The organism is Blastococcus litoris (assembly GCF_003075095.1).
GTDB classification, from domain to species: domain Bacteria; phylum Actinomycetota; class Actinomycetes; order Mycobacteriales; family Geodermatophilaceae; genus Blastococcus_B; species Blastococcus_B litoris.
Genome location: NZ_QCZF01000004.1, coordinates 296,421 through 322,714 on the forward strand (window position 1 = coordinate 296,421; position 26,294 = coordinate 322,714).

The 26,294-nt window shown below is 74.8% G+C and carries 25 protein-coding genes; 20 read left to right on the forward strand and 5 right to left on the reverse strand.

Annotation, left to right across the window (positions count from 1 at the left end; translation table 11 throughout):
* Nucleotides 1-44 precede the first annotated feature (44 nt).
* The 10 genes from DCS98_RS11045 to DCS98_RS11090 all read left to right on the forward strand — a co-directional run bounded on the left by DCS98_RS11045 (nt 45) and on the right by DCS98_RS11090 (nt 11,586).
* Complete coding sequence (locus DCS98_RS11045; protein WP_116451399.1) at nt 45-1,106, forward strand: hypothetical protein; 1,062 nt, start codon at nt 45-47, stop codon at nt 1,104-1,106.
* An 82-nt stretch (nt 1,107-1,188) separates the two neighbouring features.
* Complete coding sequence (locus tag DCS98_RS11050; protein ID WP_116451400.1) at nt 1,189-3,111, forward strand: TIGR03960 family B12-binding radical SAM protein; 1,923 nt, start codon at nt 1,189-1,191, stop codon at nt 3,109-3,111.
* The gene (locus DCS98_RS11055) at nt 3,111-3,872 is read left to right on the forward strand and encodes a TIGR03936 family radical SAM-associated protein (RefSeq protein ID WP_116451401.1); all 762 of its coding nucleotides are present in this window, start codon (nt 3,111-3,113) and stop codon (nt 3,870-3,872) included. The genes DCS98_RS11050 and DCS98_RS11055 overlap by 1 nt, the downstream gene beginning before the upstream one ends.
* A 325-nt stretch (nt 3,873-4,197) precedes the next feature.
* The gene (locus DCS98_RS11060; protein WP_241037579.1) at nt 4,198-7,047 is read left to right on the forward strand and encodes an Rne/Rng family ribonuclease; all 2,850 of its coding nucleotides are present in this window, start codon (nt 4,198-4,200) and stop codon (nt 7,045-7,047) included.
* 186 nt (nt 7,048-7,233) lie between these two features.
* Nucleotides 7,234-7,545, forward strand: a complete 312-nt coding sequence (rplU, locus tag DCS98_RS11065) for a 50S ribosomal protein L21 (RefSeq protein WP_116451403.1) — start codon at nt 7,234-7,236, stop codon at nt 7,543-7,545.
* Between the two features lie 7 nt (nt 7,546-7,552).
* A complete protein-coding gene (rpmA, locus tag DCS98_RS11070; RefSeq protein WP_091379203.1) occupies nt 7,553-7,810 on the forward strand; it encodes a 50S ribosomal protein L27 in 258 nt (85 codons plus the stop codon).
* A gap of 77 nt (nt 7,811-7,887) precedes the next feature.
* Nucleotides 7,888-9,375: a GTPase ObgE gene (obgE, locus tag DCS98_RS11075; RefSeq protein WP_116451404.1), complete on the forward strand. Its 1,488-nt coding sequence runs from the start codon at nt 7,888-7,890 to the stop codon at nt 9,373-9,375.
* Nucleotides 9,372-10,493, forward strand: coding sequence for a glutamate 5-kinase (gene proB, locus DCS98_RS11080; RefSeq protein ID WP_116451405.1), 1,122 nt, complete (start codon nt 9,372-9,374; stop codon nt 10,491-10,493). Before obgE ends, proB begins: the two co-directional genes overlap by 4 nt.
* A gap of 24 nt (nt 10,494-10,517) precedes the next feature.
* On the forward strand, nt 10,518-11,000 hold the full coding sequence (def, locus tag DCS98_RS11085; protein ID WP_116451406.1) for a peptide deformylase: 483 nt from the start codon (nt 10,518-10,520) through the stop codon (nt 10,998-11,000).
* A gap of 1 nt (nt 11,001) precedes the next feature.
* A complete protein-coding gene (locus DCS98_RS11090; protein ID WP_116451407.1) occupies nt 11,002-11,586 on the forward strand; it encodes a GNAT family N-acetyltransferase in 585 nt (194 codons plus the stop codon).
* 3 nt (nt 11,587-11,589) lie between these two features.
* Here DCS98_RS11090 and DCS98_RS11095 read toward each other — a convergent pair whose 3' ends face one another.
* The 4 genes from DCS98_RS11095 to DCS98_RS11110 are packed head-to-tail and all read right to left on the reverse strand — an operon-like array spanning nt 11,590 to nt 14,762.
* Nucleotides 11,590-12,006 (reverse strand): Fur family transcriptional regulator, encoded by a 417-nt coding sequence (locus tag DCS98_RS11095; RefSeq protein ID WP_116451408.1) that lies wholly within the window; start codon nt 12,004-12,006, stop codon nt 11,590-11,592.
* Complete coding sequence (locus DCS98_RS11100) at nt 12,003-13,001, reverse strand: metal ABC transporter permease (protein WP_116451409.1); 999 nt, start codon at nt 12,999-13,001, stop codon at nt 12,003-12,005. Before DCS98_RS11100 ends, DCS98_RS11095 begins: the two co-directional genes overlap by 4 nt.
* A 1-nt stretch (nt 13,002) precedes the next feature.
* A complete protein-coding gene (locus DCS98_RS11105) occupies nt 13,003-13,803 on the reverse strand; it encodes a metal ABC transporter ATP-binding protein (RefSeq protein WP_116451410.1) in 801 nt (266 codons plus the stop codon).
* Nucleotides 13,800-14,762, reverse strand: a complete 963-nt coding sequence (locus DCS98_RS11110; RefSeq protein ID WP_116451411.1) for a metal ABC transporter substrate-binding protein — start codon at nt 14,760-14,762, stop codon at nt 13,800-13,802. The genes DCS98_RS11105 and DCS98_RS11110 overlap by 4 nt, the downstream gene beginning before the upstream one ends.
* A 78-nt stretch (nt 14,763-14,840) precedes the next feature.
* On the opposite strand from DCS98_RS11110, the gene DCS98_RS11115 reads away from it, so the two are divergent.
* The 10 genes from DCS98_RS11115 (at nt 14,841) to holA (ending at nt 25,934) form a co-directional block, all read left to right on the forward strand.
* Nucleotides 14,841-16,094 carry a glutamate-5-semialdehyde dehydrogenase gene (locus DCS98_RS11115; protein WP_116451412.1) on the forward strand — a complete coding sequence of 418 codons (1,254 nt, stop codon included), beginning with the start codon at nt 14,841-14,843 and terminating at the stop codon, nt 16,092-16,094.
* A 39-nt stretch (nt 16,095-16,133) separates the two neighbouring features.
* The gene (locus DCS98_RS11120; protein ID WP_116451413.1) at nt 16,134-17,021 is read left to right on the forward strand and encodes an AAA family ATPase; all 888 of its coding nucleotides are present in this window, start codon (nt 16,134-16,136) and stop codon (nt 17,019-17,021) included.
* On the forward strand, nt 17,021-18,457 hold the full coding sequence (locus DCS98_RS11125) for a vWA domain-containing protein (RefSeq protein ID WP_116451414.1): 1,437 nt from the start codon (nt 17,021-17,023) through the stop codon (nt 18,455-18,457). Before DCS98_RS11120 ends, DCS98_RS11125 begins: the two co-directional genes overlap by 1 nt.
* Nucleotides 18,458-18,785: 328 nt before the next feature.
* The gene (nadD, locus tag DCS98_RS11130; protein WP_241037581.1) at nt 18,786-19,454 is read left to right on the forward strand and encodes a nicotinate-nucleotide adenylyltransferase; all 669 of its coding nucleotides are present in this window, start codon (nt 18,786-18,788) and stop codon (nt 19,452-19,454) included.
* Nucleotides 19,451-19,882, forward strand: a complete 432-nt coding sequence (gene rsfS, locus DCS98_RS11135; RefSeq protein ID WP_116451415.1) for a ribosome silencing factor — start codon at nt 19,451-19,453, stop codon at nt 19,880-19,882. Before nadD ends, rsfS begins: the two co-directional genes overlap by 4 nt.
* Nucleotides 19,879-20,616: a histidine phosphatase family protein gene (locus DCS98_RS11140; RefSeq protein ID WP_116451416.1), complete on the forward strand. Its 738-nt coding sequence runs from the start codon at nt 19,879-19,881 to the stop codon at nt 20,614-20,616. The genes rsfS and DCS98_RS11140 overlap by 4 nt, the downstream gene beginning before the upstream one ends.
* A gap of 70 nt (nt 20,617-20,686) precedes the next feature.
* A complete protein-coding gene (locus tag DCS98_RS11145) occupies nt 20,687-21,553 on the forward strand; it encodes a DegV family protein (protein ID WP_116451417.1) in 867 nt (288 codons plus the stop codon).
* A 140-nt stretch (nt 21,554-21,693) separates the two neighbouring features.
* The gene (locus tag DCS98_RS11150; RefSeq protein ID WP_116451418.1) at nt 21,694-22,524 is read left to right on the forward strand and encodes a ComEA family DNA-binding protein; all 831 of its coding nucleotides are present in this window, start codon (nt 21,694-21,696) and stop codon (nt 22,522-22,524) included.
* Nucleotides 22,521-24,920, forward strand: a complete 2,400-nt coding sequence (locus DCS98_RS11155; RefSeq protein WP_241037583.1) for a ComEC/Rec2 family competence protein — start codon at nt 22,521-22,523, stop codon at nt 24,918-24,920. The genes DCS98_RS11150 and DCS98_RS11155 overlap by 4 nt, the downstream gene beginning before the upstream one ends.
* Before the next feature lie 12 nt (nt 24,921-24,932).
* On the forward strand, nt 24,933-25,934 hold the full coding sequence (holA, locus tag DCS98_RS23600; protein ID WP_241037585.1) for a DNA polymerase III subunit delta: 1,002 nt from the start codon (nt 24,933-24,935) through the stop codon (nt 25,932-25,934).
* Nucleotides 25,935-26,033: 99 nt separating this feature from the next.
* Here holA and rpsT read toward each other — a convergent pair whose 3' ends face one another.
* Entirely contained in the window at nt 26,034-26,294 is a 261-nt protein-coding gene (rpsT, locus tag DCS98_RS11160; protein WP_116451419.1) for a 30S ribosomal protein S20, read from the reverse strand.

Below are 26,294 nucleotides of genomic sequence, written 5' to 3' on the forward strand. Positions count from 1 at the left end.
AGGACCCCCCGGACCACCGGGACGGGCGGAGCCAGGAGGTGGGTGTGCGAGCACGACGCGGTACCCGGCGAGGTCTGCGCGCCCTCGCCGCCGGGCTCGCCGCGCTGGCCCTCGTCCTCGCGCCGGCGGCCCTCGACGGCACCCGCGCGGCCTTCTCGGCGACGACGTCGAACGTCGGGGACGAGCTGGCCACTCGGCAGCTGCAACCGCCGTCCGGCCTGACGGTGACGCAGAGCTGCGCCGCAGCGCCGGCGGTCACGCGCCGCGCTTCCTCGACGGGCACCGGGACGGCGTCGGTGGCCCTGCCGATGCCGGCCGGCACGACGGCGGGGGACTTCCTCCTGGCGCACGTCGCCTACCACGACGGCGTCCAGACGCTCACCGCGCCGAGCGGCTGGGCCCTGGTGGGGCAGAGCACCAACTCGGGCAGCGTGACCTCGGCCGTCTTCTGGAAGGTGGCCGCGACCGGCGAACCCGGTGCAGTCTTCAGGCATCCCAACAGCGGCTCCGCCGTGCTGTTCGCCGGCGGCGTGACGGCCTTTCGCGGCGTCCGCCCCGTCACGCCCCCGTTCGCCGACGCCGTCGGCAGCTCCTTCACGGCGACCACGCCATCGGTGGGCACCTCGAACGCCGGCGTGCAGGTGGTGCACCTGTTCAGCAAGACGCAGGGACCCCTGGACCCCGCTCCCGGGGCCACGGACTTCTACGGGGACGCGACAGGCTCCGGCGACACCGTGCACGTGGGCATCCGGGCAGCCGGCGAGACGTTCGCCGGGCCGGGGTCCACCCCGACGCGCAGCGCCACGGCCGCCACGAGCTCGCGCTGGGTCGCCCAGGCCGTCGTCCTGGAGCGCGTCGCCGACACGCCCTCGGCGAACCTCTCGTGGACGAAGAGCTCCAGTTCGTGGGCCGACGGCTACGAGCTGACCCGCCAGGTCGGCGGCGGCGGGCAGGTGACCCAGCCGGCGGTGCCGGGCGTGGCCACCCAGGCCGTGACCAACGGCCCGCTCGTCAACGGCACGAGCTATACCTTCCGGCTCTCGGCGTCGCGGGGTACGTGGCGGTCCTCGGCGGTGGCGGCGGCGCCGTTCACGCCCAACTGCTGACGGCGTGCCCTCGGGAGTCGCTGTCGTCCGGCCACTCGGCGCGGGATCCAGGCGGCACGGGGGCGGCTACCCTGGAGCGGTCATGACTGGTCAGACCCTGTACCCCCGCCTCGAACCGCTGCTGGCGCAGATCCAGAAGCCGATCCAGTACGTCGGCGGTGAACTGAACTCCCAGGTGAAGCCGTGGGAGGACGCCGACGTCCACTGGGCGCTGATGTACCCCGACGCCTACGAGGTGGGGCTGCCCAACCAGGGTCTGATGATCCTGTACGAGGTGCTCAACGAGCGCCCCGATGCCCTGGCCGAGCGCACCTACGCCGTGTGGCCGGACCTCGCCGCGCTCATGCGGGAGAACGGCGTCCCGCAGTTCACCGTCGACGGGCACCGCGCCGTCCGCGACTTCGACCTGCTCGGCGTCAGCTTCGCCACCGAGCTCGGCTACACGAACCTGCTCGAGGCGCTCGACCTCGCCGGCGTGCCGATCCTCGCGAGGGATCGCGACGAGACCCACCCGGTCGTCGTCGCCGGCGGGCACGCCGCCTTCAACCCCGAGCCGGTCGCCGACTTCGTCGACTGCGCCGTCCTCGGCGACGGCGAGCAGGTCGTCGGCGACATCACCGACGTCGTCAAGGCGTGGAAGGCGCAGGGGCGGCCCGGTGGCCGCGTCGAGCTGCTCGCCCGCCTGGCCCGCGTCGACGGCGTCTACGTCCCCGGCTTCTACGCCGTCACCTACGGGGCGGACGGCGCCATCGCCGAGGTGCTCCGCCTGCGCGACGACGTCCCGGCGAAGGTCGGCAAGCGCACGGTGATGGACCTCGACGAATGGCCGTACCCGAAGACGCCGATCGTGCCGCTGGCCGAGAGCGTCCACGAGCGGATGAGCGTCGAGATCTTCCGCGGATGCACGCGCGGCTGCCGCTTCTGCCAGGCCGGGATGATCACCCGCCCGGTGCGCGAGCGGACCATCACCGGCATCGGCTCGATGGTCGAGCAGGGCCTGAAGTCGACCGGCTACGAGGAGGTCGGGCTGCTCTCGCTGAGCTCCGCCGACCACTCCGAGATCGGGCAGCTCGCCAAGCAGCTGGCCGACCGCTACGAGGACTCGAAGGTCAGCCTGAGCCTGCCGTCGACCCGGGTCGACGCCTTCAACGTCACCCTCGCCAACGAGCTGTCCCGCAACGGACGGCGTTCCGGCCTCACGTTCGCCCCCGAGGGCGGCAGCGAGCGGATCCGCCGGGTGATCAACAAGACGGTGTCCAAGGAGGACCTCGTCCGCACGGTCACCACGGCCTACGCCAACGGCTGGACGCAGGTGAAGCTCTACTTCATGTGCGGCCTGCCGACGGAGACCGACGAGGACGTCCTCGAGATCGCCGAGCTCGCCGTCGAGGTGATCCGCGCCGGCCGCGAGGCCAGCGGCCGCAAGGACATCCGCTGCACGGTCTCCATCGGTGGCTTCGTGCCCAAGCCGCACACGCCCTTCCAGTGGGCGAGCCAGGCCAGCGCCGAGACCATCGACCACCGGTTGAGGGTCCTGCGCCAGGCGATCAACGCCGACCGCCGCATCGGCCGCTCGATCGGCCTGCGCTACCACGACGGCAAGCCCGGCGTGATCGAAGGCCTCCTGTCGCGCGGCGACCGCCGCGTCGGCCGGGTCATCGAGCGCGTGTGGCGCGAGGGCGGGAGGTTCGACGGCTGGAGCGAGCACTTCTCCTTCGACCGCTGGACCCAGGCGGCCGCCGAGGAGCTCGCGCCGTTCGGCGTCGACCTCGACTGGTTCACCACCCGCGAGCGCACCGAGCACGAGGTCCTGCCCTGGGACCACCTCGACTCCGGGCTGGACAAGGAGTGGCTCTGGGAGGACTGGCAGGAGGCCCTGAGCGAGCAGGAGGTCGCCGACTGCCGGTGGACCCCCTGCTACGACTGCGGCGTCTGCCCGACCATGGGGACCGAGATCCAGATCGGCCCGACCGGGCGCACCCTGCTCCCGCTCACCGTCGTCTGATGGCCCGCCAGCCCGACGGGCCGCCTCCGCCGCCGACGGTCCAGAAGCTGCGCATCCGCTACGCCAAGCGGGGCCGGCTGCGATTCGCCAGCCACCGCGACCTCGCCCGCACCCTGGAGCGCGCGCTGCGCCGCGCCCGGGTGCCGATGGCGTTCTCCGCCGGGTTCAGCCCGCACCCGAAGATCTCCTACATCGGTGCCGCGCCCACGGGTTCGGCGAGCGAGGCCGAGTACCTGGAGATCGGTCTGGCCGTGGCCTGCGAACCGGAGGCCGTGCGCGCCGCCCTCGACGCCTCGCTGCCCGACGAGGTGGCCATCCTCGAGTGCGTGGAGGCGGCCGAGGGCACCGGGTCCCTGGCCGACCGCATCGACACCTCGGTCTGGCGGGTGGAGCTCCCGGGCGTGGACGCCGAGGACCTGGCGGCAGCGGTCGACGCCTTCCTGGCCAGCGACGTCGTCACCGTGGCCAAGCGCACCAAGAACGGCCTCAAGGACATCGACGCCCGCGCGTCGGTCGCCAGCGCGTCGGCGGGCGAGGAGGCAGGTTGTGCCATACTGCACATGGTCGTCCGGCAGCTGACGCCCGCTGTACGACCTGACGACGTGTTGGCCGCCCTGGCTGCCGTCGCCGACCTGCACCCGCCGTTGCCCCCCCGGGCCGTGCGTGAGGCGCAGGGCCGGCTCGACGACACCGGGACCGTGGCCGATCCGCTCGGTCCCGACCGCGCGGCGCGCCCCCTCCGGGAGCACGCGGCGATCTGACCAGGTGGATCCCCGGTGGCCTCCCGCCGTCGAGCGCCACGGCTGCCAGGCGTGACGCGCCCCGATCCGGGCCACCCGGCACGGACCTACCAGACCACCGCACCACCGCCAGACCGCACCACCGGACCGGCCCCGGCCGGGACGGGCACCACCGCAGTGCGGCTGCTGCCGCGGCAACCGCCGCGCGGCGGCCGACATCAGACTTCCGCAGGACGAGCCACACCCGCCGAAACCCGTGCGGCGGCCCGCCCCGCCCAACCCGTGCTCCTGCGCGGCCGCCAGTCATCCGATCGGCGCCCGGGAGCACATGAGGAGACGAGCCCTCGTGGCCGATGACGACACCACCAGCACCACCGACCAGACGACCGGGGACGACGAGGTGACCGAGGTCCCCGCCGTCTCGGAGGACTCCTCGGTCCCGGAGGACGGCGAGGAGCAGGCCGCCGCCGGAGCGGAGCCCGCGCCGGAGCCCGAGGAGGAGCACGAGCCGGAGCCGGAGCTGCCCCGCTTCGCGACCGCCTTCAGCTCCCCGGAGCCGACCGCCGTCGTCGCCCGCCCGCGGCGCCGCGCCACCCGCTCGGTCATCGCCGCCGACCCCGACTCCGTCGAGGCCCCGGCCCCCGCGCCCGCCCCGGTGGCCCCGGCGTTCGTGAGCTTCGTGGCGCCCAGCGAGGCCGACGCGCCGCCCGCCCCGCGCCGCCGCAGCCGCCGACCCGCCGAGGCCGTGGAGCCCGAGGCCGTCGACGAGCCGGCCACCGACGAGGACGACGACCTCGAGTCCGTCGCCCCGCCGCGCCCCCGCCGCAGCCGGTCCCGCCGTCGTCCGGCCTCCACCGAGGCCGAGGAATCCGGCGACGAGGGCGAGGACGCCGACTCCGAGGACACCGACGCCGACGAGGCCGAGGACCGCGAGGAGGGCGGCACGGGGAGCCGGCGCCGGCGCCGGGGTCGCCGTGGCCGCGGCCGTGGCCGCTCCGGTGAGGACAGCGGCGACGAGGACTCCGCGGAGGAGAGCTCCGACGCCGACGAGGACGACGAGGACGCCGACTCCTCCGACGACTCCGGTGAGAGCGACGCCGACGAGGCCGAGGGCACGTCCAGCACCCGTCGCCGTCGCCGCCGGCGCCGCCGCAGTGGCAGCGGCGGGTCCGGCGATGCCGGCAGCGACGACTCCGACGACGACGACCGGCCCGAGCGCGCCGGTCGCAACGGCCGCCTGACCAGTGACGACGACGTCCGCGGCGTCTCCGGGTCCACCCGCCTGGAGGCCAAGCGCCAGCGCCGCCGGGACGGCCGGGACACCGGTCGCCGTCGCACGCCGATCCTCACCGAGAGCGAGTTCCTCGCCCGCCGCGAGGCCGTCGACCGGAAGATGGTCATCCGCCAGCGCGGCGAGCGGACGCAGATCGCCGTCCTCGAGGACGACATCCTCGTCGAGCACTACGTGACGCAGGCGTCGGCGACGTCCTTCGCCGGGAACGTCTACCTCGGCCGCGTGCAGAACGTGCTGCCCAGCATGGAGGCCGCGTTCGTCGACATCGGCAAGGGGCGCAACGCCGTCCTCTATGCCGGTGAGGTCAACTGGGACGCCGCGGGTCTCTCGGGCAAGCAGCGCTCGATCGAGACCGCGCTGAAGTCCGGCGACAAGGTGCTGGTGCAGGTCACCAAGGACCCGATCGGCCACAAGGGCGCGCGGCTGACGCAGCAGATCAACCTGCCGGGCCGCTTCCTGGTGTTCGTGCCCGGCGGCTCGATGACCGGCATCAGCCGCAAGCTGCCCGACACCGAGCGCCAGCGGCTCAAGGACATCCTCAAGAAGATCGTCCCCGAGGACGCCGGCGTCATCATCCGGACCGCCGCGGAGGGCGCCTCGGAGGAGGAGCTCACCCGCGACGTCAACCGGCTGACCGCGCAGTGGGAGGTCATCCAGAAGAAGGCGGAGACCTCCAGCAGCGCGCCGACCCTGCTCTACGGCGAGCCCGACCTCGCGATCCGGGTGATCCGCGACGTCTTCAACGAGGACTTCAAGGAGCTCGTCGTCTCCGGCGACGACGCCTGGGACACCGTCGAGGCCTACGTCGCGCACGTCTCCCCGGAGCTGGTCGGCCGGCTGACCCGCTACACCGGCACCGGCGACGTGTTCCACGACCTGCGCATCGACGAGCAGCTGGCCAAGGCCCTCGACCGCAAGGTGTGGCTGCCCTCGGGCGGGTCGCTGGTCATCGACCGCACCGAGGCGATGACCGTCGTCGACGTCAACACCGGCAAGTTCGTCGGGTCGGGTGGCAACCTCGAGCAGACCGTCACGCGCAACAACATGGAGGCGGCCGAGGAGATCGTCCGCCAGCTCCGGCTGCGCGACATCGGCGGCATCATCGTCATCGACTTCATCGACATGGTCCTCGAGAGCAACCGCGACCTCGTGCTGCGCCGGCTCACCGAGTGCCTGGGCCGCGACCGCACCAAGCACCAGGTCGCCGAGGTCACCTCGCTGGGCCTGGTGCAGATGACCCGCAAGCGGGTGGGCCAGGGCCTGCTCGAGGTGTTCTCCGAGCCGTGCGAGCACTGCCGCGGTCGCGGGATCCTGGTGCACACCGACCCGGTGGACGAGAAGCGCCGCGGTGGCGGGGGCGGCAACGGCGGCGGGAGCAACGGGGGCGGCGGCGGCAACGGCCGTCGCGACCGCTCCGGCTCCCGGGACGCCGCCGACAAGGACCAGGCCAAGGACACCGGCGACACCGTCGTCGCGCCCGAGGAGCCGGTCGCCGAGACCGGGGACGGCGACGCCGCCGAAGGTGCCCGCAGCGGCGGGCGGCGCAGCCGCGGACGCCGCGGTCGTGGCCAGTCGGGGGAGGAGCGCGCCGCCGAGGACGCCGCGGTGATCGCGGGGACCGACGCCGAGGGTGCGCAGACGCCCGCCGACCAGACCCCCGCCGAGGCCCCGGCCCCGGAGGTGCCGGCCGAGGCGTCGGCTCCCGAGGTGCCGGCCGAGCCGGCTCCCGCGCAGGCCGCCCCCGAGGTGGCCGTCGAGCCGGAGGCAGAGACGGAGACCCCGACCGCGGAGCAGCCCGCGGTCGAGGAGCAGGCGGTTGCGGCGCCGGAGCCGGCCGGGACCACCGGGCGCCCGCGTCGTCGCCGGGCGGCCAGCCGCCCGGCAGGACCGCCGGTCTCCTGACGCAGCCCAGGTCACGTCGACCGGGGGCGACGGCCTCAGGTACGCTGGTCGGGTTGCACCGCCACCGCGCGGGCGCCCGAGGGTGCCGCCGGGTCAGGCGAACGCAGCCCGTCCAGCACCCGGCGTCGCTCCGGTCTGCGCGCCGGAACACAGAGCTAGACAAAGAAGAGCAACGAGGAGTCAGTGGTGTACGCAGTGGTGAAGGCCGGTGGCAGCCAGCACAAGGTGGCCGTGGGCGACACGTTCACGATCAACCGCCTGGCCGGCGCTGAGGGCGACACCGTCGCGCTCCCGGCCATCCTGCTGGTGGACGGCGACACCGTCACCAGCGACGCGGCGACCCTGGCCACGGTGACCGTGACCGGCGAGATCGTCGAGCACGGCAAGGGCCCGAAGATCCGCATCCACAAGTTCAAGAACAAGACCGGCTACCACAAGCGGCAGGGGCACCGTCAGCCCCTGACCAGCGTCGTGGTCCGCGACATCAAGAAGGGCTGACGACGACATGGCACACAAGAAGGGCGCATCGTCGTCCCGCAACGGTCGCGACTCCAACGCCCAGCGCCTGGGCGTGAAGCGCTTCGGCGGCCAGGTCGTCAAGGCCGGCGAGATCATCGTCCGCCAGCGCGGCACCCACTTCCACCCGGGCCTGGGTGTCGGTCGCGGTGGCGACGACACGCTGTTCGCGCTCGAGGCCGGTGCGGTCACCTTCGGCACGCGGCGCGGTCGCAAGACCGTCTCCATCTCGGCCGTCGAGGCCTGAGCACTCGATCCAACCGCTCACGAGCGCACGGGCCGGCCGGCCCGTGCGCTCGTGGCGTCTCCAGAGGTAGCTGACACATGGCCGCATTCGTCGATCGCGTAGTGGTGCACGTGGCGGCCGGCAACGGCGGCCACGGCGTCTCGTCGATCCACCGCGAGAAGTTCAAGCCCCTCGGCGGGCCCGACGGCGGCAACGGCGGCGACGGCGGGGACGTCGTCCTCGAGGTCGACCCCAGCGTCCACACGCTGCTGGACTTCCACCACCGCCCGCACCAGAAGGCCGGCAACGGCCGGCCAGGGGAGGGCAGCAACCGGCACGGCGCCAAGGGCGAGGACAAGGTCCTCAAGGTCCCGGCCGGCACGGTGGTCAGCACCCCGGACGGCCGGGTCGTGGCCGACCTGGTCGGAGCCGGCACCCGCGTGGTGCTGGCCAAGGGTGGCAAGGGCGGGCTCGGCAACGCCGCGCTGGCCAACGCCCGCCGCAAGGCACCCGGCTTCGCCCTGCTCGGCGAGGAGGGCGAGGCCTTCGATGCCGTCATCGAGCTCAAGAGCATCGCCGACGTCGGCCTGGTCGGGTTCCCCTCGGCGGGCAAGTCGTCGCTGATCGCGGCGATGTCCTCGGCGCGGCCGAAGATCGCCGACTACCCGTTCACCACGCTGGTGCCCAACCTCGGCGTGATCCGCTCCGGCGACACCGTCTACACGATGGCCGACGTCCCGGGCCTGATCCCGGGCGCCTCCACCGGCAAGGGTCTGGGCGTGCAGTTCCTCCGGCACGTCGAGCGCTGCGCCGTCCTCGTACACGTCGTCGACATGGCGACGATGGAGCCGGGCCGCGACCCCGAGAGCGACATCGAGGCGCTGGAGCACGAGCTCGGGGAGTACGGCGGCGAGGAGCTCGACCTCGTCGGCCGGCTGCGGATCGCCGTCCTCAACAAGATCGACGTGCCCGACGCCCGGGAGCTGGTGGACCTCGTCCGCTCGTCGCTCGAGAAGCGCGGGCTGGCCGTCTTCCCCGTCAGCGCGGCCACCGGCGAGGGGCTCCGGGAGTTCGGCTTCGCGCTCGCCGCCGCCGTCGAGGAGCACCGCGCCAGCCTGCCCCCGATGGAGCCGGCGCGGGTCACGGTCACGCCGAAGGCCGTGGACGACTCGGGCTTCACCGTCGAGCGCGACACCGAGTACACCGACGGTTTCGTGGTCCGCGGCGTGAAGCCGGAGCGCTGGGTCCGGCAGACCGACTTCACCAACGACGAGGCCGTCGGCTTCCTGGCCGACCGGCTCAACCGGCTCGGCGTCGAGGAGGAGCTGGCCAAGGCCGGGGCGGTCGAGGGCGACGCCGTCACCATCGGCGGCGTCACGTTCGACTGGGTGCCGACGCTGCCCGCCGGCACGCTCACGATCGAGGAGTCCGCAGGTCTGGGCGGCCGCGGCACCGACGCGCGGATCGACGCGCCGCACCGTGTGCGCGCCCAGGAGCGGCTCGCCGCCAAGAAGGCCCGCCGCACGCCCTACGAGATCAGCGAGGACGGCTGGACCGACGACGAGCTCCCGGACGACGTGCAGTGAGCGCCCGTGAGCGGATCGCCGGCGCCCGCCGGGTCGTGGTCAAGGTCGGGTCGTCGTCGCTGACCACGCTGCCCGGAGGGCTGGACCCCGCCCGTCTGACGGCCCTCGTCGACGTCCTGGGTGCCGTGCGGGCCGGGGGGCGGGAGGTCGTGCTCGTCTCCTCGGGCGCGATCGCCGCGGGGCTGGCCCCGCTGCAGATCGTCGGCCGCCCCCGCGACCTGGCCACGGCGCAGGCGGCCGCCAGCGTCGGGCAGCTGCGCCTGGTGCAGACCTACGCCGACGCGTTCGCCCGCCACGGCATCACGGTCGGCCAGGTGCTGCTCACCGCCGACGACCTCACCCGCCGCAGCCACTACCGCAACGCCCACCAGACGGTGGAGCGACTGCTCGCGCTCGGCGCGCTGCCGATCGTCAACGAGAACGACACCGTCGCCACCGAGGAGATCCGGTTCGGCGACAACGACCGGCTCGCCGCGCTGGTGGCGCACGTCGCGCAGGCCGACGCCCTGGTGCTGCTGTCCGACGTCGACGGCGTCTACGACGGCGACCCGCGGATCGGCCCGGCGCAGCTGGTGCACACCGTCAGCTCGCCCGACGACCTGGCCGCCGTCACGCTCGGCACCGCCAAGCGCAACGGCGTCGGCACCGGCGGCATGGCGACCAAGGTCGAGGCGGCGTTCATCGCCGCCCACGCCGGCGTCCCGGTCGTCGTCACCTCCACCCCGCAGGCCGCCGCCGCCCTGGCGGGCGAGCAGGTGGGCACGCTGTTCGAGCCCATGGGCCGCCGGCCCGGTGCCCGCCAGTTCTGGCTGCGCTACGCCAGCCGTCCCCGCGGCCGGGTGCTGCTCGACGAGGGCGCGGTGCGCGCGGTCCGCGAACGGCACGCCTCCCTGCTGGCAGCGGGCGTCACCGGCGTCACCGGCGACTTCCTCGCCGACGACCCGGTCGAGCTCGTCGGGCCGGACGGCGTCGTCGTCGCCCGCGGGCTGGTCGCGTACGACGCGCGGGAGATGCCCGCCCTGCTCGGCCGCAAGACCGGCGACCTCGCCCCCGAGCACCGCCGCGAGGTGGTGCACCGCGACGAGATGGTGCTGGTCGGGCGGCACGTCGGGCGCTGATCGCGGGCTGAGAGACTGCCTGGCGTGACAGTTCGATCCATCCGCGAAGTCGGCGACCCGGTGCTGCGCACCCCCAGCGACGAGGTGAAGGCCTTCGACCGCGACCTCGCCGCTCTGGTGCGCGACCTGCTGGAGACCGTCGACAACCCGGGCCGGGCCGGGCTGGCCGCGCCGCAGATCGGCGTGGGCCTGCGCGCGTTCTCGTACAACATCGACGGCGTGATCGGGCACATGGTCAACCCGGTGGTCGTCGAACTGTCCGAGGAGACGCAGGACGGCGACGAGGGCTGCCTCTCGGTGCCCGGCATCTGGGCGCCGACCGTGCGGGCGATGCACGCGGTGGTCGAGGGCTTCGACGTCCACGGCAGGCCGCTGCGGCTGGAGGGCTCGGGGCTCATGGCCCGGTGCCTCCAGCACGAGGTGGACCACCTCGACGGGAAGCTCTTCCTCGACCGGCTCACCGGCGAGGCGCGCAAGACCGCCCTCCGCGCCCTCCGCGACCGCTGAGGTGGCCTTCCTCGAGCCGGTGACGCTGACCGGGTCCTTGGTCACGCTCGAACCGCTGCGGGCCGGGCACCACGACGAGCTCGTGGCCGCGGCGTCCGACGGGCGGCTGTGGGAGCTGTGGTACACGTCCGTGCCCTCTCCCGAGGCGATGGCGGCCGACATCGCGACCCGGCTGGGCACCGGGGACATGCTGCCGTTCGTCGTCCGCCGGAACGCCGACGGCGCCGTGGTCGGGGCGACCACCTACTGCAACGTCGATGCCGGTGCCCCCCGGCTGGAGATCGGCTACACCTGGACGGCGCGCTCTGCGCAGGGCACCGGCGTCAACGCCGGCAGCAAGCTGTTGCTGCTCACCCACGCCTTCGAGGTGCTCGGCTGCATCGCCGTCGAGTTCCGCACCCACTGGCACAACCGGCAGTCGCGCGAGGCGATCGCCCGCCTCGGCGCCAAGCAGGACGGCGTGCTGCGCAACCACCGGCGCATGCCCGACGGCTCGCTGCGGGACACCGTCGTCTTCTCCGTGACCGACGCCGAGTGGCCCGCCGTCCGCGCCGGGCTGGAGCACCGGCTGCGCCGGCACGCCTGACCCTCAGCCTCGGGCGGCGCAGTCCGAGCAGATGCCGAAGACCTCGAGCTGGTGCTGGACGTCGGCGAAGCCGTGCTCGGCCGCCACGCGGGCGGCCCACCGCTCGACCGGCGGGTCGGCGACCTCCACGGTCCGGCCGCACGACCGGCACACCAGGTGGTGGTGGTGCCCGGTCGAGCAGCGCCGGTAGGAGGCCTCGCCGTCGTCACCGCGCAGGACGTCGACCTGCCCGTCGTCCACCAGCGCCTGCAGCGCCCGGTAGACGGTCGCCAGCCCCACGGAGTCCCCGCGCTGGCGCAGCAGGGCGTGCAGGTCCTGGGCGCTGCGGAACCCGTCGAGCCCGTCGAGCAGCGCCAGCACGGCGCTGCGCTGGCGGCTCGGACGGCGCGTCGTCCCCTCGGCCTGGTCGGGCAGGCTCACCGGGCACCTCCCGCTCCGTGCTCGTCGTAGTGGACGCCCGAGCTGGTCAGGTGCGGTGCGTGCAGGTGGCCGTCGTGGTCGTAGTCGACGTGGTCGCCGTGGGGGACCGGCTCGTGCCCGCACCCGCTCCCGTGCTCGTGCGGGTGGGCGGCGTGCACCTCACCGCGCCGGCGGTGCCGGCGGCGGGCGGTGGTCTCGCGCAGCGCCACCGCGGCCGACACCAGCAGGAACAGCGCGATGGCCAGCAGGACGATCGTCCCGCCCGACGGGGTGCCCGTGTAGTACGACGCCGTCGTCCCCGAGACGCTGACCACCAGGCCGATGGCGCAGGCCAGGTAGAGCGCCTGGCGGAAGCTGCGGGCGACCAGCTGGGCGACCGCGCTCGGCACGATCATCAGCGCGCTGATCAGCAGCAGACCCACGACCCGCATCGAGAGCACGACCGTGGCGGCGACCAGAGCGGCCAGCACGATGTTCAGGGCCAGCACGGGCAGGCCGACGGCCCGGGCGTACTCCTCGTCGTCGCTGACCGCGTAGAGCCGCTGGCCCAGCAGGCCGACGACGGCGAGCACCGCGAGGGCGATGACCGCGAAGACGGCGAGATCGCTGCCGCTCGTCGTGGTGATCGCGCCGAAGAGGTAGGCCTCGAGGTTGGTGGCCTGCCCCCGCGGCGCCAGGCTGAGCAGCACGACGCCGCCGGCGATGCCGCCGTAGAAGAGGACGGCGAGGGCGACGTCGCCGCTGGTGCGGCCGCGCGCCCGGACCAGCTCGATGAGGACCGCGCCCAGGACGGCCGCGACCAGGGCGGCACCCACCGGCGCGGTCGAGGTCAGGACGCCGATGCCGACGCCGGTCAGCGCGACGTGCCCGAGGCCGTCGCCGAGCAGCGACAGCCGCCGCTGGACCAGGAAGATGCCGACCGCGGGCGCGACCAGCCCCACCATCAGCGAGGCCAGCAGCGCGCGCTGCATGAAGCCGTACTCGAGGATCTCCACGTCAGCGCCCCCGGGTCCGTGCCGCCACCGTGGGCTGGTCGAGGCGGTAGCCGGGGCGGGCCGGCTCCTCGCCCGGGCCGCAGTGGGCGTCGTCGTGGCGGTGGCCGCGCTCGGCGCCGGCCAGCGGGCCGTCGTAGGAGATGCGGCCCTGGTCGACGACGACCGCGCGGGTCAGCACGGCGGCCAGCGGGCCGCTCTCGTGGGTGACGACGACGAGCGTGGTGCCGGCGGCCGAGACCCGGGCGAGGACCTCGGCCAGCGCGTGCTGGCTGGGGGCGTCGACCCCGGCTGTCGGCTCGTCCATGATCAGCAGCTCCGGCTGGGCGGCCAGTGCCCGCGCGACGAGCACGCGCCGCTGCTGCCCGCCCGAGAGCGAGGCGACCGGCTCCTCCATGCGGTCGGCCAGGCCGACGGCGGCCACCGCGTCACCGACGGCCGCGCGGTCGGCGGCGCCGAGGCGGCGGAAGAGGCCGAGCCGGGCCAGCCGGCCGACCGAGACGACCTCGCGGACGGTGGCCGGGACGGCGCCGCTGACGGTGTGCCGCTGGGGCACGTAGCCGACCCGCCCCCGCTCGCGCAGCCGGCCGACCGGCGATCCGAGCAGCTCCACCTCGCCGCCGAGCACCGGGGCGAGCCCGAGCAGCCCGCGGGCCAGGGTGGTCTTCCCCGACCCGTTCGACCCGAGGACGGCGATCGCCTCGCCGTGGCCCACGGTCAGGTCGACGCCCTGGACGATCGGGACGTCGTCGTAGCCGATCGTGGCGTCGTGGAGCCGGATCGCCGGCGTGCCGGGCGGCGTCATGAACAGGACTGGCCTTCCTGCAGGGTGGCGAGGTTGGCGCGCATCACCTGGAGATAGTCCTCGCCCGGCGACTCGTCGGTCAGCCCCTCGATCGGGTCGAGGACGGCGGTCCGCACGCCGGCCTCGTCCGCGACGGTCTCGGCGACGGCCGGGTCGACGAGGGTCTCGGTGTAGACGGTCGTGACGCCGCGTTCGCGGACCAGGGACGCGATCTCGGCGAGCTGGGAGGGGTCGGGCTCCTGGGAGGGGCTCAGCCCGCTGATGCCGACCACCTCCAGACCGTAGCGGTCGGCCAGGTAGCCGAAGGCGTCGTGGCTGGTGACGAGGGTGTCGACGGCGCAGCCGGCCAGCCCGGTCTCCATCTCGGTGTCCAGGGCCTCCAGGTCGGCGCGGAGGGCGGCCGCGTTCTCCTCGTACGAGGCCGCGCCGTCCGGGTCGAGCTCGGTGAGGCGATCGGCCAGGGCGTCGCCGACCGAGGCGAGCCGGGTGGGGTCGAGCCAGAAGTGCGGGTCGATCGCCTCGTCGCCGTGGTCGTGCCCGTCCTCCTCGGCGTGCTCCCCGTCCTCCTCGTGGCCCCCGTGCTCGTCGGGGGAGACCAGGTCGGCCGCCCGGCCGGCGTCCCACGCGTGGTCGCCGCCCTCGGAGTGGGCCGCCTCGTCCAGCGCCGGCTGGAACCCGTCGAGGTAGACCAGCAGGTCCGCCTCGCCGACGGCCGCGACGTCCTTCGGCGTGAGCTCGAGGTCGTGCGCCTCGGCGCCGGGCGGCGTGAGCGAGGAGACCGAGATCCGGTCACCGCCGACCCGGGCGGCCGCCCACTCGAGCGGGTAGAAGCCGGCCACGACGGTCAGCCCGTCGTCGCCGCCGCCCGATCCGCCGTCGTCCGAGCCGCAGCCCGCCGTGAGGAGCGCGGCGGAGGAGAGCGCGGTCAGGGCGGTCCAGCGGACGGCGGAAGCGTTCATGGGAATCATTCTCACATAGGTCGCCCGGTCGGTGGCAGGCGGGCCGGTGCGGGGGAGGGCCCGCGTACCCTCGCGGGCGTGCCCGACGTCTCTTCGCTGCCGTTGATCGGTGCCGCTGCGCTGCGCGCGCGGGCGGCGGCACGGGTGCTGCGCACGCTGCCGACCGACGTGAAGGACTCGGCACTGGCCGCGATGGCCGACGCCCTGGTCGAGCGCACGGACGAGATCCTCGCGGCCAACGCCGCCGACGTCGAGGCCGCGGCGGCCGACGGCACCCCCGAGTCGGTGCTCGACCGCCTGCGCCTGGACGCAGGCCGGGTGGCGGGCGTGGCCGCGGCCCTGCGCGACCTGGTCGCCCTGCCCGACCCGGTCGGCGACGTCGTGCGCGGCTCCCGGCTGCCCAACGGCCTGCAACTGCGCCAGGTGCGGGTGCCGCTGGGCGTCGTCGGGATCGTCTACGAGGCCCGCCCCAACGTGACCGTCGACGCCGCCGGCCTCTGCCTCAAGAGCGGCAACGCGGCGCTGCTGCGCGGTTCGGCCTCGGCGTTCGGCACGAACACCGCGCTCGTCGCGATCCTGGCCGAGACGGCGGAGAAGGCGGGCCTGCCCGCCGGTTCGGTCGAGCTGCTGCCGGCTGACCGGGCGTCGGTCGGTGAGCTGCTGAGCGCACGCGGGCTGGTCGACGTGGTCATCCCGCGCGGTGGCGCCTCCCTGATCCAGCGGGTCGTCCGGGAGTCGCGGGTGCCGGTGATCGAGACCGGTGAGGGCAACGTCCACGTCTACGTCGACGCCTCGGCCGATCCGGTGATCGCCGAGGCGGTCGTGCTCAACTCCAAGACGCACCGGGTGAGCGTCTGCAACTCGGCCGAGACGCTGCTGGTCCACCGTGGCTACCCGCACCTGGCCCGGCTGCTCGCGGCGCTGGCCGGTTCCGGGGTCGCGCTGCACGGCGACGACGCCGCCCGCGCCGCCCACGACGGCGTCGTCCCGGCCGGCGACGAGGACTGGGCCACCGAGTACCTGTCGATGGACATGGCGGTGCGCGTGGTGGACGACCTCCAGGAGGCGCTCGACCACATCGAGCGGTGGAGCACCGGGCACACCGAGGCGATCGTCGCCGACTCCGCTGCCGCGATCGCCGCCTTCACCGCGGGTGTCGACGCCGCCGCGGTCATGGTCAACGCCTCGACGCGCTTCACCGACGGCGGTGAGTTCGGCTTCGGCGCCGAGATCGGCATCTCGACGCAGAAGCTGCACGCGCGGGGGCCGCTGGGCCTGCCCGAGCTCACCTCCACCACCTACGTCGTGACCGGCACCGGTCACACCCGCTGAGGTCCACCCACCACACCGCCCGAACGAGAGGCCCTTTCCGTGCCCCGTCCGCCGTCCCAGTTCCCGCAGTTCTCCTCGGTCGGGGACGTCGAGAAGCGGCTCGCCGAAGCCGGGTACCTGCCCGACGCCCAGATCTCGACGACGGTCTTCCTGGCCGACCGGCTGGGCAAGCCGCTGCTGGTGGAGGGGCCGGCCGGCACGGGCAAGACCGAGCTGGCCAAGGCGCTGGCGACCGCGACGGGTGCCGAGCTGATCCGGCTGCAGTGCTACGAGGGGCTGGACGAGGCCCGTGCGCTGTACGAGTGGAACTACAAGAAGCAGCTGCTCCGCATCCAGGCGTCGCAGGGGACCGACGGCGCCGACTGGGACACCGTCCACGACGACATCTTCGGCGAGGAGTTCCTGCTCTCCCGCCCGCTGCTGACCGCCATCCGGCGCACCGAGCCGACCGTGCTGCTGATCGACGAGACCGACAAGGCCGACGTGGAGGTCGAGGGGCTGCTCCTGGAGGTGCTGTCGGACTTCCAGGTGACGATCCCCGAGCTCGGGACGGTGACGGCGACGCGGCGGCCGATGGTCGTGCTCACCTCCAACGCCACGCGCGAGCTGTCGGAGGCCCTCAAGCGCCGCTGCCTCTACCTGGCGCTTGACTACCCCACCGCCGAGCGCGAGCGGGAGATCGTGCTGTCGCGGGTGCCCGACCTGGCGCCGGGTCTGGCCGAGCAGCTCGTGCGGACGGTCCGCGCGATGCGGGCCCTCGAGCTGAAGAAGTCGCCGTCGATCTCCGAGACCCTCGACTGGGCGCAGACCCTGCTCGAGCTGGGGCTCGACACCCTCGACGAGACCGCGGTGCGCTCGACGCTGGGCGTGGTGCTCAAGCACGCCAGCGACCAGGACCGTGCCGCCGCCGAGCTGCGGCTGAACTGATGACGGTCCCGGCTCCTCGTGTCGAGCCCGGTGGGCTCGCCGGCCACCTGGACGGGTTCGTCCGGGCGGTCCGCGAGGCCGGGATCCCGGTCGGCATCAGCCAGGCCGTGGACGCCGCGGAGATCCTCACCGTCGTCGACCTGCTGGACCGCGAGCAGCTCCGGCACGGCCTGGCCGCGGTGCTGCTCCAGCGGGCGGCGCAGCGGCCGACCTACGACGTCCTGTTCGACCTGTGGTGGCCGCTGTCCGACCGGCCCCGACCGGCCGACGACGACGAGCCGGACGGCGAGGCCGACGGCGAGGCCCCGGAGTCGACGCTGGACCTGCCGGGGGACGACGGCGTCGACCTGGCCGCCCTGATGCGCGAGCAGCTGCTCCGGCTGCTGCTGGAGGGCGACCCCGAGGCGCTGCGCCGGTTCGCGCGGGAGGCCGTGGAGCTGCTCGGCCGCGGGCAGCCCTCGCCGTCGGGGCAGTCGTACTTCAGCTACCGGGTGCTGCGGGCGCTGTCACCGGACACCCTCGTCGCGCAGCTGCTCGCCGGGCTGCTGGCGGAGGGCGACCGCGGCGGGCTGGCCGAGCAGGTGGCGCGGCAGACGATCCGCGAGCGGCTCACGGCGCTGCGGGCGGCGATCGAGTCGGAGGTGCGCCGGCGCACCGCGGCCGAGAAGGGCCGGGACAAGGTCGCGAAGAACGCCGTCCGCCCGCTGGCCGACCAGGTCGACTTCCTGCGGGCCCAGTCCTCGGACCTGGCCGAGCTGCGCCGGGCCGTCGCCCCGCTGGCGCGGCGCCTGGCCGTGCGGCTGTCCGCGCGGCGGCGGCTGGGCCGGGAGGGCCGGCTGGACTTCCGCAAGACGGTGCGGGCCTCGCTGGGCACCGGCGGGGTGCCCGTGGTGACCCACCACCGGCCGCGCAAGGTGCACAAGCCGGAGCTGGTCGTGCTGTGCGACGTCAGCGGGTCGGTGGCCGGGTTCAGCCACTTCACGCTCATGCTGACCCAGGCGCTGCGCGAGCACTTCACCGGCGTCCGGGCCTTCGCGTTCGTCGACACGACCGACGAGGTCACCCGCTTCTTCCGCCCGGGCGCGGACGTCGTGGACGCGGTCTCGCGGATCGGGCGCGAGGCCGACGTGGTCGGCTTCGACGGGCACAGCGACTACGGCACCGCGTTCGAGGTGTTCGCCGACCGCTGGGCGTCGGCCGTCGGGCCGAAGACCTCGCTGCTCGTGCTGGGCGACGGCCGCACGAACTACCGGCCGCCGGGACTGCCCGTGCTGGCCGACCTGGTCCGCCGGTCGCGGTCGGCGCACTGGCTCAACCCCGAGCCGCAGCGGTTGTGGGGGAGCGGCGACTCGGCGGCCCATCGCTACGGCGAGGTCATCGACATGGTCGAGTGCCGCAACGCAGCGCAGCTGGCGGAGTTCGTCACGACCCTCTGAGCCCGCGGCCGGCGGGCCGTGGGCGACATGTCGACGTGCGGGTTCGTCGACCTGTCGGCACGGTCCGCGGACGGTGTGTGCCGACGACCACAAGGCGACACGCCGGAGGGCCGTAACCCATCGCCGGGTGCCGCGTTGGTCAGCGCGGCGCCGGGGCAGCTGACCGCGCCGCACGATCCGTGCGACGACGCACGGCCTGGACTGCGACCGGCTGCACGGGGGAGCCGGTCGTGGCGGTTCCGGGGCCCGCCTCCGGGTGGGCTCCGGAGCCGCCGGCCGGGGTCGGTCCGCCGGGGCCGGCTCCGGTGGGCCCGGATACTCTCGTGCGGTGGCAGGCGGCCGGGTCGGGATCATGGGTGGGACGTTCGACCCCATCCACCACGGGCACCTCGTCGCCGCCAGCGAGGTCGCCGGGCTGTTCGGCCTCGACGAGGTCATCTTCGTGCCCACGGGAGAGCCGTGGCAGAAGAGCGACCGCGAGGTGAGCCCGGCGGAGGACCGCTACCTGATGACGGTCATCGCCACGGCCTCCAACCCCCGGTTCTCCGTGAGCAGGGTCGACATCGACCGCGGCGGACCGACCTACACGATCGACACGCTGACCGACCTGCGCCAACAGCGGCCGGACGCCGAGCTGTTCTTCATCACCGGCGCGGACGCCCTGTCCCAGATCGTCAGCTGGCGGGAGAACCAGCAGCTGTTCGAGCTGGCGCACTTCATCGGCGTGACGCGGCCCGGCTTCCACCTGGCCGACGCCCACCTGCCCGAGGGCGTGGTCAGCCTCGTCGAGGTGCCCGCCCTGGCGATCAGCTCGACCGACTGCCGCGGCCGCGTCGGGCGCGGCATGCCCGTCTGGTACCTCGTCCCCGACGGCGTGGTGCAGTACATCGAGAAGCGCGGCCTGTACCGCGAGGGCCCGCGGCGGGCTCCCGTCGACGGCGCCCGCCCGCCCGCCACCCACCCACCGAACGACTCCCTCCAGGAGGTACCCCGATGACCGCCTCGGCCGAGGCGCGGGACACCGCGCTGCTCGCCGCTCAGGCGGCTGCGGACAAGCTCGCCACCGACGTGTCCATCGTCGACGTGAGCGACCGTCTCGCGATCACCGATGCCTTCGTGCTGGCCTCGGCGCCCAACGAGCGCCAGGTCCAGTCGATCGTGGACGAGGTGGAGGAGCGGCTCCGCCAGCACGGCATCAAGCCGGTCCGCCGCGAGGGCGTCGCAGAGGCCCGCTGGGTGCTGCTGGACTTCGTCGACGTCGTCGTGCACGTGCAGCACGCCGAGGAGCGCGCGTACTACGCCCTCGAGCGCCTCTGGAAGGACTGCCCGACCATCCCGTTCGTCGACAGCGCCTCCCCGGAGGCAGAGCGTGCCGCCGGCTCCGACGGTGACCCGTCGGCCGACGGGGAGCCCGCCGGCCGGTGAGCGGGGGACCACTGCCCGCCCTGCCGGTCCCGCGGCTCGTCCTCTGGCGGCACGGCCGCACCGAGTGGAACGCCGAGGGCCGCTTCCAGGGCCAGCTCGACCCGCCCCTGGACGTCACCGGTCGCCGGCAGGCCGCCGAGGCCGCCCCCTACGTCGCCGCGGGGCTTCCGCCGCAGGACACCGTCGTGGTGTCCAGCGACCTGGACCGGGCAGCGGAGACCGCGCGGACGCTGGGCTCGCTGCTCGGCGTGGAGGTGCGCCTCGACGAGCGGCTGCGGGAGCACGGCATGGGCTCCTGGGAGGGCCTCACCCGGGCGGAGGTGGAGGAGCGCTTCCCCGAGCAGTACGCCGACTGGACGGCGGGGCGGCAGGTTCTCGGGCGCGGTGGCGAGGAGCCTGCCGCCGTCGGTGAGCGCGCGGTGGCGGCGCTCGCCGATCTGCCGGCCGCGGCCGTCGCCGTCGTCGTGACGCACGGAGGCACGGCGGGACGGCTGATCGAGCGCCTGGTCGGTCTCGGTCCCGAGCACCGCCGGTTCCTCGGCCCCCTGGCCAACTGCGCCTGGAGCGAGCTCTCCGTCCAGGGCGGTCGCTGGCGGCTGCTGCGGCACAACAGCACCGTGCACCGGCGTCCCGAGGGGCGGGTCGAGGGCGCCGGCCCGGTACCGCCCGCCGACGCGGTGGCGACGCCCGAGGGGGCGGCTCCTCCGCCGCCGGGTGACGCCGACGCCGTCTGAGGGCGCGCCGCCGAACCGGCGCCCCGCGCGCTCCCGCCGATCTCCCGGAGCCGCGGGCTAGCCTCGCCGGGTGCCCGTCGCCGTAGTCACCGATTCGACGGCCTACCTCCCCGACGAGCTGATCGAGGGCTACGGCATCCACGTGGTGCCGCTGTACGTCGTCCTGGCCGGGCGGTCGGGCCGCGAGGGCTGGGACATCGGGCCGGAGGAGGTGGCCCGCACCTTGTCGGTCCGCGGGCAGACGGTCTCGACGTCGCGGCCCACGCCCGGTGACTTCGTGGCCGCCTACCGCGGGGCGCTCGACGACGGTGCCGACCGGCTGGTCTCCATCCACCTCTCCTCGGAGCTGTCGGGCACGTGCGATGCCGCGCGCCTGGCCGCGTCGCAGGTGGGCGAGCACATCGTGACGGTGGTCGACACGCGCTCGGCGGCGATGGGCGCGGGCTTCGCCGTCCTCGCCGCGGCCCGGTCCGCGGCAGCCGGCGCCGACCCGGCGACCGTGGTCCGCACCGCCCGGGAGACGGCGGACGCGACCCGGACGTACTTCGTGGTCGACACCCTCGAGCACCTGCGCCGGGGTGGGAGGATCGGCTCCGCGGCCGCCGTCCTCGGATCGGCGCTCGCGGTCAAGCCGGTCCTGCACGTGCAGGACGGCCGCGTCGTCCCGCTGGAGAAGGTGCGCACGTCCGCGCGGGCGCTGAGCCGGCTGGTGCAGCGGGCTGTCGAGACGGCCGGGGAGGGGCCGGTGTCGATCGCGGTCCACCACCTCGCCGCCCCCGAGAAGGCCGACCGGCTGGCAGCCGAGCTCCGCGACCGCCTGCCGCAGCTGCGGGAGCTGCACGTCAGCGAGCTGGGCGCTGCCATCGGTGCGCACGTCGGCCCCGGGGCGGTCGGCATCGTGGTGGCGCCGTTCTGGCAGGAGCCGGCGGAGAACTGAGCGCAGGGACGAGGGCGGCATGCGCGGCAGACTGCCGCGCACCGGCCCGGAGTGGGCGCTCGTCGTCCACAGCCGTCTGTCCCGTCCACAGATCCCCGACGAGGTGCCGCCCGGCGTCCGCCCGTTCCTAGCGTCGCGCCGTGCGACTTCCCTCCCGCCGCAGCGACGACGCCGACGTCATCCGTGCGCGCCTGAGGCGGCTGCTCGACGAGCGGGACCACCACGGGGGATGGGTCCCCGAGGAGATCGACGACCGCCCGCCTCCCGGCGGTTGGCCGGGCGACGAGGTCACCGCGCCGATCGCCCCGGACGACGACGGAACCGTTGCCGGGCTCCCGTCCGGCATCGGCCGCCACCGCGCCCCCGGCCCGGGGACGCGGTGGGACCCGGGCCGCCCCGGGGCACGCTCTCTGTGGCTGGCGGCGCTCGTGGCGGCCCTGCTGCTGGCCGGGTGGACGTGGTGGGACAGGCCCCGCGTCGAGCCGGTCGGAGGTCCGGCCGCTGCCACTGCCGGCGCCCCGTCCACGACGCCGATGGGCGAGGTCGCCGAGACGACGGAGACCGTCGTCGTCTCCGTCGTCGGGCAGGTGGTCCGGCCAGGCCTGGTGACCCTGCCGACCGGCGCGCGCGTCGCCGACGCGATCGCCGCGGCCGGCGGGCTGCTGCCCGAGGCCGACGCCGCATCGGTCAACCTCGCCGCGGTGGTCGCGGACGGCGAGCAGCTGGCCGTCGGCGCTCCGGCCTCACCGGCCGGCACGACCGCCGGCGCTGCCGGCGGCGGACGGGTGGACCTGAACGCCGCCGGGGTCGCCGAGCTCGACGCGTTGCCCGGCATCGGTCCGGTGCTCGCCCAGCGCATCGTCGACCAGCGGGAGTCGCAGGGGCCCTTCCGCAGCGTGGAGGAGCTCGACGACGTCCCCGGCATCGGTCCGGCGATCGCCGCGGAACTGGCCGAGCTGGTGCGGGTGTGAGACAGGAGGAGTGGCGGCCCTGGCGGTGGCTGGACCTGCGGCTCGTGCCCGCGGCCGTCGCGATCTGGGCCACGACCCTGGCCGCCCCGCTGGTCGCACCGTCAGCGCTCGGCTGGACGTGTCTCGCGGCGTGCCTGCTCGCCCTGGCCGCTGGGCGCCGTCGCGGACCGGCGGCGGCCGTCCTGCTGGCTCTCCTGGCCGGCCTCGCCGTCGCCTCGGCAGCGGCCGCGGTCCGCGGCGTCGCACGAGAGGGGTCGCCGCTGCGGGCGGCAGCGGAGGTGGAGCGGACCGCCTGCGTGGTGCTCGAACTGGACGGTGACCCCCACGTGCTGAGAGGCCCCGGCGGGCCGCGGGTGGTCGCCGACGCGACCGTGACCCGGCTCGTCGAGCGCGACGTGACCCACCACCTCCGCGCGGAGGTGGGCCTCTTCGGGCCGGCGGACGACTGGCGCGACCTGCTGCCGGGGCAGGCGGTCCGCGTGCGGGCCGGTATCTCCCTGCCGGAGGCGGGCGACACCGTGGTCGCGGTGCTGTCCGCTCGCGGACCGCCCGCGCTGGTGGGGGAGCCGGATCGTCTGCAGCGCGCCGCCGGCAGCGTGCGGGAGGCCCTGGTGGCCTCGGCCCGACGGGTCCTCGACCCTGCGGCGGCGGGTCTGCTCCCGGGCCTCGTCGTGGGCGACACCGCAGGGATGGACCCCGTGCTGGAGGACGACTTCCGGCGGGCCGGGCTCGCGCACCTCACCGCCGTGTCGGGGGCGAACGTCGCCATCGTCCTGGCCGGGGTTCTCAGGCCGTTGCGCCGCCGGGCGGTGGACCGCCGCGTGCAGGCGGTGGTCGCCGGCCTGGCGCTGGTCGGCTTCGTGGTGCTCGCACGCCCGAGCCCCAGCGTCGTCCGCGCAGCGGCCATGGGCGCGGTCACCCTGCTGGCACTGGCCTCCGGACGGTCCCGCGCCGCGGTGCCGGCGCTCAGCGGCGCAGTGGCCGTGCTGCTCCTGCTCGACCCCGGACTGGCGCGCGATCCCGGCTTCGCGCTGTCGGTGGCCGCGACGGCAGGCATCGTGCTGCTCGCGCCGGGGTGGTCCCGCCGTCTGCGCGAGCGCGGCTGCTGGTCGGTCCTCGCCGACGCGGTAGCGGTCAGCGCAGCGGCCGGGGCGGTGACGGCACCGATCGTCGCCGGGCTGTCGGGAACGGTGAGCCTGGTCTTGCTGCCGGCCAACCTGCTCGCAGCGCCCGCGGTCCCGGCCGCCACCGTGCTCGGGCTGCTCGCCGCGGTCGTGGGCGTGCCCCTGCCGTTCCTCGGGGACGCGCTGGTGTGGGTGGCCGGCTGGCCCACCCGGTGGCTCGCACTCGTCGCGCAGCAGGCCGCGGCGGTGCCCGACGGTGCCGCGGGGTGGCCGGCCGGGGCGACCGGCGCCCTGCTGCTGGGCGTGCTCCTGCTGGGGACGGGATGGCTCCTGTGGCGGTTCCGGCCGCTGCGGCCGCTGGCCCTGGCCGCGCTCGTCGGTCTGCTGGTCGTCGGATGGCCGGTGCGGCAGGTCGTCCGCGGTTGGCCGCCGCCGGACACGGTGGCCGTCGCCTGCGACGTGGGGCAGGGTGACGCGTTCGTCCTGCCGGTCGGCGGCGGTGCCGGGGTGCTCGTGGACGCCGGCCCGGACGTCGCAGCCGTCGACCGCTGCCTCGACCGGCTCGGCATCGACGCGCTCCCGCTGGTGCTGATCTCGCACCTGGACGCCGACCACGTGGCCGGCCTGGCCGGCGCACTCGGCGGCCGGGACGTCGGCGTGGTGGCCACCGGCACCCTCTCGCCCGCGGACGAGAGGGTGCCGGCGTTCGAGGCGCTGGTGCGCAGGTCCGGTGGGCAGCGGGCGGTGCTGGTGCCCGGTGACCGCACCGGAGCAGGGGAGGTCGCCGTCGAGGTCCTGGCACCGGCACCCGACCGCGTCACCGCGGCCGCGGAGCCCAACGACCTCTCCCTGGTGGTGCGGACGGAGGTGCGCGGTCTGCGGATCCTGTTCACCGGCGATCTGGGCGCCGAGGCCGAGGCGCGGCTCGTGGCGCAGGGCACCGATCTGCGTGCCGACGTGCTCAAGGTGCCGCACCACGGCAGCGGCGACGCCGACCCGGACTTCCTCGCCGCCAGCGGGGCTCGCGTCGCCCTCGTCTCGGTGGGCGCGGACAACACCTACGGCCATCCCACGGCGCAGCTGCTGGACTGGCTGGGAGGGGCCGGCATGCGGGTGCACCGGACCGACCTGGAGGGCGACCTGGCCGTCGTCGGCTCCGCCGGCGAGTGGGGCGTCGCCGCCCGGGGGAGCGGGGGAACGCGGCGCCGCGGGCGCCGGCAGCCGCGACGACGGGCCCGGGTGCACGGGCGCGGGAACGTCGGTGCGCCGTGACACCATGCAGACGTGCCGGCCCGACCCGTCGAACCCACCTCGCGGTTGCGCGTCGTCATGGGCGAGGAGGAGCTGCTGCGCTCCCGCGCCGTCGGCGCCGTGCGCTCCGCCGTCCTCGAGCGCCACCCGGAGGCCGAGGTGCACGAGCTCGCGGCGGCGGGGCTGCCGATCGGGCATCTCGCCGACGTCCTGGCTCCGTCGCTGTTCGGCGGCCACCGGCTGGTCGTCGTCAGCGGGGTGCACGAGTCGGCCGCCGCCCTGGCGGACTCGCTGATCGGCTACGCCAAGGACCCCGATCCCGACCTCACGCTGGTGATCGTCCACTTCGGCGGCAAGCGCAACGAGGCGCTGGTCAAGGCCTTCACCGCGGCGGGTGCGGCGCTGGACGAGTGCCCGAAGCTCAAGTCACCGGGGGACCTCGCGGCCTTCGCCCGCAACGAGGTCCGCCAGTTCGGGGGGCGGATCACCGCCGACGCCGTCACCGCCCTCGTCGACGCCATCGGCAACGACCTGCGCCAGCTCTCGGCCGCGGCCAGCCAGCTGGTCTCGGACTTCGGCGGCAGCATCGACGGTGACGCCGTCGCCCGCTTCCACCGCGGTCAGGCCGAGGTGTCCGGCTTCACCGTCGCCGAGCGGGTGCTGGTCGGCGACCGGGCCGGCTCCATCGAGATGCTGCGCTGGGCGCTCGAGCGGGGCGTCCCGCACGTCCTCATCGCCGACGCCATCGCCGACGGCGTGCGCACCGCGGCCCGGGTGGCCTCGCTCAGCTCGACCAACCCCGGCGAGCTGGCCCGCACGCTGAAGATGCCGCCCTGGAAGATCAAGAAGGCGCAGGCCCAGTCCCGCGGCTGGAGCATCGACGGGCTGCAGCAGGCGATCGGCGTGGCGGCCGAGCTCAACGCCGACGTCAAGGGCGCCGCGGCCAGCGCCGACTACGCCCTCGAGCGCGCGGTCCGGCGCATCGTCACCATCCGTGCCGAGACGGGTCGGGGCCGGGTCGGCGCCGGCCGCTGATCCCCGCCCCGGTCACCAGGCCCCCGGACGCGAAAGAGCCCCCGTCCCGGACCGGGAGGGGGCTCGTTCGACCACCGCGTCCGCAGACGCGGCGCCGGATCAGAGACCGGCGGTGAGCTTCGCCAGACCCGACTTGCGGTTGGCGGCCTGGTTCTTGTGGATGACGCCCTTGCTGGCGGCCTTGTCGAGCGCCTTGCTGGCGGTGGCCAGGGCGGTGGCCGCGGCAGCGGAGTCACCCGACTCGGCAGCGGTGCGGACGCGCCGGACGGCGGTCTTCAGGGCGGACTTCACGGCAACGTTGCGCTGGCGCGCCTTCTCGTTGGTGATGTTCCGCTTCTTCTGGGACTTGATGTTCGCCAC

What these genes read in the sequence shown, in the direction of transcription:
- DCS98_RS11050 (WP_116451400.1), top strand. Translation starts at nt 1,189, where the DNA reads ATGACTGGTCAGACCCTGTACCCCCGCCTCGAACCGCTGCTGGCGCAG.
- DCS98_RS11055 (WP_116451401.1), top strand. Translation starts at nt 3,111, where the DNA reads ATGGCCCGCCAGCCCGACGGGCCGCCTCCGCCGCCGACGGTCCAGAAG.
- rpmA (WP_091379203.1), top strand. Translation starts at nt 7,553, where the DNA reads ATGGCACACAAGAAGGGCGCATCGTCGTCCCGCAACGGTCGCGACTCC.
- obgE (WP_116451404.1), top strand. Translation starts at nt 7,888, where the DNA reads ATGGCCGCATTCGTCGATCGCGTAGTGGTGCACGTGGCGGCCGGCAAC.
- DCS98_RS11105 (WP_116451410.1), bottom strand. Translation starts at nt 13,803, where the DNA reads ATGACGCCGCCCGGCACGCCGGCGATCCGGCTCCACGACGCCACGATC.
- DCS98_RS11110 (WP_116451411.1), bottom strand. Translation starts at nt 14,762, where the DNA reads ATGAACGCTTCCGCCGTCCGCTGGACCGCCCTGACCGCGCTCTCCTCC.
- DCS98_RS11125 (WP_116451414.1), top strand. Translation starts at nt 17,021, where the DNA reads ATGACGGTCCCGGCTCCTCGTGTCGAGCCCGGTGGGCTCGCCGGCCAC.
- rsfS (WP_116451415.1), top strand. Translation starts at nt 19,451, where the DNA reads ATGACCGCCTCGGCCGAGGCGCGGGACACCGCGCTGCTCGCCGCTCAG.